The sequence below is a fragment of the Rhodococcus sp. WWJCD1 genome, from assembly GCF_002258735.1.
Lineage (GTDB): Bacteria > Actinomycetota > Actinomycetes > Mycobacteriales > Mycobacteriaceae > Rhodococcoides.
The window spans coordinates 99,962-110,530 of record NZ_NOXY01000024.1 but is presented as its reverse complement, the minus strand read 5'-3'; the positions used below and the strand labels follow the sequence as shown (position 1 = coordinate 110,530).

The following is a 10,569-nucleotide window of genomic DNA, read 5'->3' as shown; positions in this document are numbered from 1 at the left end:
CTCCACAATCGGGATGCTCAGCCCCGCCAACTACGAACAGTCACTGATCGCGCCTGTCATGGCCGCGTAACCACTGTCCACTTTCCGGGGGGAACCTCAGACATACATGAAGCAACCCGACTACGCCGCACCAGAATGGCATTTCGCATCGACCATCGACGGAGATCGGTACGCCGTGATTACCGACCTCGATCATGACTACGCCGGATGGTCGGTGGAAGTCGAGCAGGAAGGCGACATACAGATCGGTCAGGTTATGTCGAAAACCCTGTGGCGCGACGACGAGACCGATTTCAACCTGTTCGGACTCGGAGACTCAGTGGACGGCTGGGGAGCACCAGTCGAAGGCGGGGCGCTACTGACCGCGTTTTTCACCCCTGCGGGCACCCGTCTTGCGATCGACCCGTGGGTCTACACGCGAGAATGGTTGGCCGAATCGCTACTCGCGAAACCGGTGGCACTCATTATCGACCTCGGTCCCAACGACTACATCTCCAGCGAGCGCGATTCCGACGACGTGCCGTGTGCTCAACTCCAGGTGATGGAGGACCACGTATTCCTTGTTCGTCGCTCACGCACAGAGCTCGGACATCTACTGCTCGCCGACTATTCGACTGCAGCAATCACTCTCGACAAGTGGTATCTGCAGGACCACTTCGATGACTGCACCGACGGCTACCTGTTCACCAAGGACCGTCGACTAGCCGCGGAAACCTGCGTCACCTGGTTCCGGGACAAGCAAGACCCGAACGAGAGGATCGACATCGGCTGCAACTATCGATTCGCCGACCAACTCGTCCCCGAGGACCCGACACTCTTCTAGCCTGGACACACCGATTGGACGAGCTGTCAGCTCACGTTGTGGTCGCGAAATACTCTGTCGTACATTGAGACACGGTCGATCGCCGCAACCGCGTGACCCGCCGGAACTCGTTGCGTGGGGCTGCAGTTCCGGCCGGATGCCGGATATCGCGGCCACAGGCTGGCGATCCACCTCGGTGGCGCGACCTTACGGCGACTATTTCCGCTTACGGGCGGCATTGACCTATGGGTTGCCTGGCATAAGCCGAACAGCCGGTATTAACCTCGTGCTCGAACCAAGACGCAATCCGCTCCGCTCGAAGGGCTGTCCATCAATGAAGTTGATCTACTTGCACGGTGTCGGCGACGGCGACACGAGCCGAGCGTGGCTCGACGCGCTCAACACAAGCTTGTTGGCCGAAAACCTGCCAGTGATCGACCCGAAAGACGTCATCGCACCTCATTACAGCGACTTACTCTTGAGTCCGGACGCCTCGGCGAGCATCCCAAAGCCAACGGTCAACAACGAGAAGTCCGATATTTCGGTAGAACGGTCTAAGTTCATCAACCGGCAAATCGAGGCCGCGCGGGTGGTCGGTGCCGACCCCTCGGCGCAGAGCCTTGGATTTCCGCTGCCCGACTTGAACGCAATGGATGCCAAGTTGGGCGCGGTTTTGAAAGGGGTGCCCGACAAATGGTTCGCGGATGAAATCAAGCAGATTCAGGCCTATGTGCACCAGAAAGGTCTACGCGGTGCACTACTGACGCGGATTTTGGCTGCGATACCTCAACAAGGCGAGATAGTTATAGTTGGCCACAGCCTGGGAAGCGTCGTGACTGTTGATCTCTTGTCGCGGCTACCGGAAGATGTTTCGGTCCGTCGTGTGGTCACGATCGGAAGCCCGGCGCACACAGGACTGTTCGCGGTGTCGCGGCGTGAACTGATCGGCAACTTCCCCTACTCTCGGACCAACTCATGGCTGAACTTCTTCAGTAGACGAGACCCAGTCACCCGCGCACGTGGACTGGCGACAGTCTTCGCTGATGTACAGGACATTCGGGTGAATATCGGCAAGATCGGCCATGGCTCGGCTGGTTATCTCGAACAACCTTGCGTAGCCAGAGCTGTCGGCAGCGTGTACCACCAATCCGACCTGACGCCACGACGCACCACGAGGGTGACGACGGCGCTGACCGACGATACAGCCGCCTTGATATTGGAACTGCACTTTCGGTACGCGGTATCTGAGGCGATCACCGATGCTAAGGTGAGAGCTCGTTTCACCGAAGCAATCCGGATCCTGCGCCGCGAGCTGATTACCCATATATGGGAAGCAGATAGTAGGGGAATACCCCTCCCCCGCGAGCTGCACTTGCTAGCCGAAGGAAAAACACCGAAGATACCTGATCATTGGAACAAAGCCAGGATTATCGAACAGCTAACCATCCTCACGTTCAGCGACCTCACTGCACCATTCGAGATCAATGTCGGGGACAGCAACTTCGAAGCCCTTCCCGGTTTTGCTGAAAAGATAGGCCAGACCGAGGATTTCGGACACACGCTCGCTGGTGCGGCAAGAAGGTTCAACAACAAACTGGCTAAATTGGTCAAGCCGGGTACGAACTGGCAGCGCCGGGCAATCACTGGGGCAGGCGTCGCAGTCATCTCAGTTTCACCGATCGGCCTTGTCGCGCTCGCATCGGCCAGAGCTGTAAGAGCAAAAGCTGCGACAGGTGGGCTGCCCGCGCTAAAGCTAGGGGGCATAGCCGGCGGCATTGGCACGATCGGCGGAATCGCTGGAACGGGTACAGCCATCACAACAGCGGCAACTGTCTCTGATCGCCGGGGAGCTGGCCGGATGAGCCCCGAGGAACTATTGCTCGCAGTAGCCGTTGCTTATGCGCAGAAAGCCCTGGCCCAGGACTTCGACGAAGATCTGTGGTCGAAAGCGTCGACAGCGGTGGCAGAACTATCCGCTCAGATCAACACGATTGAGGCGCTCAGCGATGCGAAAGCACCTTCCGTGGTAGCGATGATCGCGGAGCGGGACATGACTCAGAACCTGTTGCAGTTCATCGAAGCGGAAGACCTTACTCCAGACGCTGTACCGCGGATCGTCCTCGCCTGAATTTGGGCTTGAATCGTCACTCGCCCACCGACAGAACCGCCACCGCGCCACACAGGTGCCGCACCTCATCGATAGTCGGCGCGAGTTCATACGCGTGGTGGTGGCATCCGTTGCTCAATCTGTTCCATGCCATCGCTGCAACGTCGGACCGCTCCGGTGTGTCAAGTGACCGCAAGATGACCAACCGCGACAGCATGCTCGGTCGTCGGCGGATCCGAGTTCGTTGCGATCAGAGGGTCGACTGTGCGGGGAGAGCCCGAAGCACCCCATCGTCGGACTGCGGAGCCGGAGCAGTGACCGTCGAGCAAACTTTCGCTACCAACGGACCATTCTCCCTGCGGAACCATTCAGCTCATGGAATCTCCATGATCAACCACCCAACATGAATAAGGATTTGTCGACATCACGTGCGAGCCACGTAATGTCTTGCGCTGCAAGTTGCATTCTGATGTCTTCCACGATCTGCATGTAGCGTCGATACTGCCCACGACTCGCTGTTGTTTTCACGCCAAGACCCTTCAGCGCCGCGAGGGCCCGCCTGTCGAAAACAGCCATGCGCTCCGGTGCCGCAGCGAGGATCAGAGCCGACGCCAAAGCGTCGCCAGAGGAGAATCCCGGCAAGACGCTCAGAGCACTCCGTGCCTCGCCGGCTGCCGATACGGTATCGGTCACCTCGTTGTTCGCTGCGACGTACATTGCCCCAGTTGCTTGTCGGACCACGGTGTCCGGCGTTCTGTTCAATGCCATGACCCACGGCGTATCGGCACGCAAACGTTTCCAGAACAGCAAAGCTCCAATGTCGACTTTGCCCAAGCTCTTTGCGTCCTGAACTCGGGTCACCACGTCGAACAGGACTTCGTCATAGGCCTCGGACGTGGCCGCGTCGTAGGCAACATGCGCATCTACAAGGCGTCGAAGACCGTCAGGGTCGAGAATCATGGTCGAAACCCTGGTGCCAACTCGTAAACGAATTGACCAGAATCTTCGTATACGCACCCGACGCCGTGCTCCCTTAACAGAGCGAGTAAGTCATCAACCGGCTTGTCAGGAAGCAAGACCGAAACCGCCGGTCTCGAATCAATGTGCCTTCGATAGTCGAGTAACTGCCCCAACGCCATTCGAACCGCCTCTCGTGAGCTTGATCCTTTCGCCTCATAGAGCACGTTGTCAGTGTGATCGAAAAGGTCTGCAAGAAGCGAGCGCATACCATCACCGACCTTCATTTGGAAGCCGCTTACGTCCGCGTTCCTCGCAGTCAGCGTGGCCGCGAATCGGTGCACCATCTCGCTCTCTGCACGCCGCGCGCGATAGGAAGAGAAACTTTCGACGTAATATTCCTTGATGCGGTTGCGCTCCAGAGGGATACGCCTCGACGACGGCTGTCCGGGAGAACTTCTGCGGCCGCCGAGCCAAGGGTTTTCAGTGACGCGGCTCAGCTCTTCGAGATGCCGCTCCCACAGCTCGGCCAGTACTGACGCCGACGGCTCTTTGATCAGCCGGCCTGAGTTTAGGACCGGGAACTTGAAGTCGGCCAAAGCTTGGTGCACTTCTTCAACCGGAAGGCGCTCTTCGTCGGCAAGCATCACGTTCCAGCTGACGTCAACGTACTTGCCCTCCCTGCCGCTCTCGCCCCAATGCTCGCCAGGAAAGATACCGTCGGCGACAAGCTCACCGGCCGCTACAACGCCACGATTTTTGCCTGTGCGCAGCATGAAAACATGATCCCCTACCAGGGGATCACCATAGCCTTGGCCGAAGCTCCAGAAGTCCGGATAAGTGAGGCCGGCAGCGGTTTCTTCAATCATTTCCTCACGAACAGAAGGATCGAGGCCGTCTTCACTTCCGTTCCACAGTACGAAGAAGCTCTTGTTCATTTCCACATCATCTCCTTTGGTCGCATTCATTCACCGTTCAAGAGCACTGCAACCACTCCGCACAGGTGCCGCACTTCCGCCACCGTGGGTGCCAATTCGTACGCATGGTGATGACATGCGTTGCTCAATCTGTTCCATGCCATCGCTGCAGCGTCGGCGTTCTCGGCTGTGCCAAGTGACCGCATGATCACAAGCCGCGATCGCATACTCGGCCGTTCGATGTCCACGCCCAGCGCCACGCAACGCTCGATTACCAATTCCTCCAACGCCTGGCGAGCGAGGAACGCAGCCAGACGCGCCGAACCGCCTGCAGCACCATGACTTCCGTCGAGCAGCAGTTCGGCATTTCTCAGCGCTACTGCCGGTGACGTAGCAGTAGTCATTCGGCGAGGATCCCGTCGACCATCTTCTTCAGATCGTTCACCACTTCCCAGGTGATCGGTCGATCTGCACCTTTGTGAGTGCCGGCGTTCGCAATGTGGAGCGTCGGGAACCGTTCGGTGCGGAAGCCCAGCCACTGCGATAGGTCGCGTTCGGAATCCTGGTGCACAGCCAGGGCAATCTTGTTGCGCGTCTTGTGCACTGACGACCACCGCCCTTCGGTCACCATCCGCGACTCCCCCGCCCGGTGTTGCTTTGCGTAGAACACCTGCTGCGCAGCCGATTCCAGAGCCAATCGGAACAAGCCCGGCGCAACTCGCCGCTTGACGTCCTCGGGCACATTCTCGTCCAGCACCAATGCCCGCACATCGTTGAAATAGCGGGTCGCTTGATTCTGAGTCTCGGAAACACTGATGCTGGAACCTGGTTCGCGCGTCACTTCGACGAGCCGCGCGTCGACTGCGAGTTGCCTGATCGCAGTGGCCAATCGGTCGTCGTGCGAGAACACGATGACCTGCCTGGTCTTCGCGAGCGTCGACAGCACCTTGATGAAGCCGTCGATCTTCGCTGGATCCATCGCCTGGATCGGGTCGTCCAGCACGATGAATCGAAACGGACTGTTCGGCGTAGTCGCTCTCGGTATGAACAGTGCTAATGCCAATGCATGCAGCTCGCCCTGACTCATCACCGACAGTGCCTCGGAGTCCACGCCGTCGACCGAGCCGGTCATCACCACTCGCCTGCTGGTGTTGTGGCCCACCAAGTTGATAGCACCGATGTCGACATTGCTTTCCTGGCGCAACTCCGCCCAAATGTCGCGCGCCTGCTCGGCAATCGGAGCAAGCCGCTGATCCCTCAATTGCTTGGCATGCGAGGCAATCCACTTCTTGGCCGCGTCGACGTTCTTGACGGCCTCATCCGCCCCTCGCGCCGCGGATTCGAGAGTGGCCCACGCGGCCAGACGTCCAGCAATCGGTGCCCACGTGTCCTCACGCTGATCTGCCGCTTCCTTGGCCTCGGTGCGCAGCGCCTCAGCAGACTCGATAACCGCGGAGATCGTCGTAGCCAAGTGATCCGCCACACCGGAAGAACTCGACGGTTGCTCGCGCGCCAGGGCGACGGACTTTCGGTACTTCGACAAGGAAGGCAGGTCGACGCCGTCCACCGCGGTGGCGTCGGCGATTCCGTTCACCAGTTCGACTGCGGCGTGTTGCGCTTGGTCGAGTCGGCGGCGGCTGTTCTTGTAGGCGGCCAGTTTCTGGCTCTGCTCGGCAAGCTGCGCGCGCGAGTGCTCGGCCCAGGCATCGTCGAGCGTCCCCGTCGCGCAGACCGGGCAGTCGATAGTGCCCGTCTCACTGTGGAGCCGCAGTGCCGCATCGAGCAGATCGTTGCGCTGCTCCACCGCCGATAGCGCCTCATCAGCGGAATCCGCGGTGTCGGCCGCAGCTGCCCGGAGCTCGGCCACCACCTCGTCGACACGCTGCTGCGTCGGGGCGCTGAACTCTGCGAGCCGCTTCAAGCCGTTGAGTGCGGGCGATGCCGATGCGTCGGCTCCGGTGGCGAGCGCCAGCACCGCGTCGAGATCCGCAACCCGCTTCTTGACCAGGTCTGCAGCAGTTTTCACGCGATCGTCCGACGCATCCGACAACGAGGTCTTGAGCTGGCGCAGGCTCTCCGCTGCTCGTTGCCGGGGTCCCTTGACCTCCTTGAGTACCGCTGCCAGTCGCTTCTCGGCATCGGTGATCTCGTCGAGTCCGAGGAGTTTGGCCAGGGCGTCGTGCAGGGTGGACGGCGTCGCGTCGAACAGGCCGCCGATTTCGTCGTAGGACAGGATCGGCCGATGTAATTCGACGGCAGACTTCCACCCAAGTGCATCGGTACCGGTGCTGCGCTTCTGCTTTCCCACCTGAGTCCAGGTGGAGCATTCCTTCAGCGCGGCATCGGGAGTCCAGTCGACACCGACAACCGTCGGTTCGGATCCTTCGATCGTGAGCCCCACCCGCACCTCACACGGGTCTCCCTGATGCAGATTGCGCCAGGTGTCGGCCCACAGCTTGGCCTTGTTCTCCCAGCGGTAACTCGAACCGGTGATCGCGAATTCGAGCGCCTCGGCAAAGCTCGACTTGCCCGATCCGTTGCGGCCACTGACGATCGTAATGCCCGGCGCGGGGTGTAGCTCCAGCGCTGCCTTGGGCCCGATGCCGCGGAATCCCGCGACAACAATCGAGGTAAGAAACGCACCGACCGGCTCTTCGACGAGCTGACTCCCCGACGGCTCCGGAACGTGCGGGGTCGAGATGCCGTCGAGCAGCTCTTGTAGTGCTGTCGGCCCGTCCAGGGCTGCGAGAACGTAGTACTTGGCCTCGTCGGACAGGTCATTGTCCGCGTCGATGGCTTCGATCACCACGTCGACGAGTGGCCTGTCGACAGCATTGTCGGCAACGGGCACCGGCACTCCCCTGTTCGTTCTGATGGCTAACCAGACCCCACAGTTCCATATGGGACCGACAGTCCGCAGAAGATCAGTGCACCTCGCAGTCCACCCATACGATGTACCCGCTGCCTTCGAGTTCTTCGTCGCCCCACCGCCCGGTGTAGGCGTATTCGCTGACGAAGCCGACGCCATGACCCGCACGCCAGAGAGCATCGATCGTGGCCTGAATCTCAAGCACCAGCTCACCGCGATCGTCGTTCACGCTCCGTGCGGCAGGAGCTCAGTTGACAAAAACAGCAGGTCCAGACCCCAGTTGGAAATAAATAATAATTTAGTATTGACGTCGGCGGGTGGCATGGGTCACTGTGGAACGGACAAGGTCGCCCCTCCAGAACATCGAGGTCATATGCAGTTCAAGTGGAAGCTCGGTGCCGTGATCGGTGCTGCGCTGGTCGCCGTCTCCGCTACGGGCTGCGCCGACCGGATCGGTGAGAACGGACGGATCGCGGTCGTGTACCTCAACGCGGAGGGGTACTACGCCGGCGTCGCCCGCGGTGTGGACGACGCCTTCTCCGCGGTGGGCGACTCGCCTCAACTCCTCGAGGCCAACATCCGATCGGACGCGTCACAGGAAAGCACCTTCGTCGACACCGTCGCGTCGGTCAAAGCCGACGCACTCATCATCTCCCCCTCGTCGGCCACCGCCTCCATCCCCGCGCTGGAACTCGCACACGAGAACGACGTGCCGATCATCTGCTACAACACCTGCGTCGAGGACGCCGCCGCGGAGCGACTGGTGTCGGCCTACGTCCTCGGAGATCCGAGAGAGTTCGGGGCGGCGTCCGGGCGTCAAATGGCTGCTCATTTCCAACAGCTCGGACTCACCGAACCCAAAGTGGCCGTGATCAACTGCGAGCAATTCGAAGTTTGCATCGAGCGTCGGATCGGTTTCGAGGAAGCACTGACCGCGGCAATTCCCGGGGCACAGGTCGTCGCCAACCAGGAGGGCCTGACCCTCGACGAAGCCGTGAAACGCGCCGAACAGGTGCTCACCTCCTCCCCCGACATCAACGCCTTCTACGGCGAAGCAGGATCACAGACGATTGGCGCCGTGCGTGCCGTCGAGTCGCGCGGACTCACCGGCAAGGTCGTGGTGTTCGGCGGCGATATGTCGACCCAGGCGGCCGGAATGCTACAGAACGGCGGCATCCTCAAAGGCATCGCCGACATCTCGGGCATCAAGGTCGGCGAACTGGCGGGTAACGCAGCACTCGAGGTGCTCGACGGAAAAACCCCGACCGACATGGTGATTCGCGCTCCGATCGATGAATATGTCGGACCCGAGGCAGGCGGCGAATGGATCGAGACGCACCCGGACGGCATTCCGTGACCGGCCGCGGAGTCACCGACGACCAGAGCCCGCGCCGAGAGGACACCATGAACGACCGAGAACACGCCGGCACGAACATCGTCGCCGAAATCGAAGGACTGACCAAGCATTACACCGGAGTTCGCGCTCTTACCGACGCTTCTATCACCATCCACGTCGGTGAAGTCCGAGCTCTGTTGGGACGCAACGGAGCCGGCAAGTCGACAATGATCCGGCTGCTGTCCGGAGTCGAGATCGCGGACGCCGGAACGATCCGCATCGACGGCGCTCTCCTCGGAGACGGCGGTGTCCGAGAGTCGACCAGCCTCGGCATCGAAACCGTCCACCAGGAACTCAGCCTCGTCCCGTCACTTACGGTTGCGGAGAACATGTTTCTCGGCGTCTGGCCCCGCTCCGGAGGCCGAATCGACTACGCGCTGATGCGACGCGAGACCGCAAGCATCTTCGACGAACTCGGCCTGGACATCAATCCACTCAGCCGGGTCGAAGCACTGCCTCTCGCCGAACAACAGTTGGTGGAAATCTGCCGAGCTGTCCGTCGACGCCCTCGGCTGCTCATTCTCGACGAACCGACCAGCGCGCTCGCCGCTGCGGAAGTTCAGATCGTGCTGCGCACCGTCACCCGCATCGCCTCCACCGGCGTCGCCGTGGTGTACGTGAGCCATCGACTCGACGAGATCCGGCAGGTCGCCACCACCGCCACGGTCATGCGCGACGGCCGCATCGTCGACACCGTCTCGCTCGCAGAGGCCACCACCGCGCACGTCGTGGACCTCATGGTCGGGGGCGTCACCGAGGCCGAGATGCGAGTCGAACGCGACGTGAACCGCGCCCGCACTCCCCTGCTGTCGGTGCGCAATCTCTCTCTGCCGCCGAAAATTCGGGACGTATCCTTCGATGTCCACGCCGGAGAGGTACTCGGCCTGGCCGGGCTGATGGGATCGGGACGCACCGAACTTCTCCGTGCGATCGCCGGATTCGACCCTATTGTCTCGGGTTCCGTTGTGGTGGAGGGTACGACGGTCGACTCCGTCTCTCCATCGCACATGAAGAAGCTCGGCGTGGGCATGACTCCGGAGGACCGTAAAGGTGCCGGCATCGTCCCGATGCTGGGAGTCGACGAGAACATGGTGATGTCGGACCTGCGCAGCGTCAGTCGTGGACCCACCATCGACTACAAGCGAGTCGGGTCGGCAGCAGCCGACCTCATCTCCCGCTTGTCGATCGCCACCGCCAAGGCTGCCACACCTATCGTCAACCTGAGCGGCGGAAATCAGCAGAAGGCCGTCATCGGCCGCTGGCTGCACGCCGGCAGCCGCATCCTGTTGCTGGACGAACCGACCCGAGGTGTGGACGTCGCAGCCAAGTCCGAGATCTATCGCCTCGTACGCGAACTCGCCGACGGCGGTGCCGCCATCATCTTCGTCTCCGGCGAACTCGAAGAAATACCGCTGGTCTGTGACCGTGTCATAGCCATTCGCGGCGGAGAGGTCGCGGACGAGCTGACCGGATCCGCCATCACCATCGATTCCGTTCTCGTCGCCGCAATGGCGGCATGAC

General features: G+C 61.0%; 9 protein-coding genes. 4 read left to right on the top strand and 5 right to left on the bottom strand.

All coding sequences use genetic code 11. From position 1 onward, the window contains the following. Window positions 1-106: 106 nt before the first annotated feature. Window positions 107-823: a hypothetical protein gene (locus CH286_RS28260; protein ID WP_255182693.1), complete on the top strand. Its 717-nt coding sequence runs from the start codon at window positions 107-109 to the stop codon at window positions 821-823. A gap of 136 nt (window positions 824-959) precedes the next feature. Then, window positions 960-2,930 carry a lipase family protein gene (locus CH286_RS17350; RefSeq protein ID WP_141215863.1) on the top strand — a complete coding sequence of 657 codons (1,971 nt, stop codon included), beginning with the start codon at window positions 960-962 and terminating at the stop codon, window positions 2,928-2,930. A gap of 369 nt (window positions 2,931-3,299) precedes the next feature. Here CH286_RS17350 and CH286_RS17340 read toward each other — a convergent pair whose 3' ends face one another. The 5 genes from CH286_RS17340 to CH286_RS27875 form a co-directional block, all read right to left on the bottom strand. Next, window positions 3,300-3,869: a hypothetical protein gene (locus CH286_RS17340; protein ID WP_217902935.1), complete on the bottom strand. Its 570-nt coding sequence runs from the start codon at window positions 3,867-3,869 to the stop codon at window positions 3,300-3,302. Further along, window positions 3,866-4,804 carry a hypothetical protein gene (locus CH286_RS17335; RefSeq protein ID WP_176458273.1) on the bottom strand — a complete coding sequence of 313 codons (939 nt, stop codon included), beginning with the start codon at window positions 4,802-4,804 and terminating at the stop codon, window positions 3,866-3,868. The genes CH286_RS17340 and CH286_RS17335 overlap by 4 nt, the downstream gene beginning before the upstream one ends. 26 nt (window positions 4,805-4,830) lie before the next feature. Continuing rightward, the gene (locus tag CH286_RS17330; RefSeq protein ID WP_094609883.1) at window positions 4,831-5,187 is read right to left on the bottom strand and encodes a hypothetical protein; all 357 of its coding nucleotides are present in this window, start codon (window positions 5,185-5,187) and stop codon (window positions 4,831-4,833) included. After that, entirely contained in the window at window positions 5,184-7,634 is a 2,451-nt protein-coding gene (locus CH286_RS17325) for an AAA family ATPase (RefSeq protein ID WP_255182692.1), read from the bottom strand. The genes CH286_RS17330 and CH286_RS17325 overlap by 4 nt, the downstream gene beginning before the upstream one ends. Window positions 7,635-7,707: 73 nt before the next feature. Next, a complete protein-coding gene (locus tag CH286_RS27875) occupies window positions 7,708-7,881 on the bottom strand; it encodes a DUF6670 family protein (RefSeq protein WP_176458272.1) in 174 nt (57 codons plus the stop codon). A gap of 144 nt (window positions 7,882-8,025) precedes the next feature. Here CH286_RS27875 and CH286_RS17320 point away from each other — a divergent pair, with 144 nt between their 5' ends. Then, window positions 8,026-9,009 (top strand): substrate-binding domain-containing protein, encoded by a 984-nt coding sequence (locus CH286_RS17320; RefSeq protein WP_094609881.1) that lies wholly within the window; start codon window positions 8,026-8,028, stop codon window positions 9,007-9,009. Further along, entirely contained in the window at window positions 8,976-10,568 is a 1,593-nt protein-coding gene (locus CH286_RS17315) for a sugar ABC transporter ATP-binding protein (RefSeq protein WP_255182691.1), read from the top strand. The genes CH286_RS17320 and CH286_RS17315 overlap by 34 nt, the downstream gene beginning before the upstream one ends. The last annotated feature ends 1 nt before the right edge of the window (window position 10,569 follow it).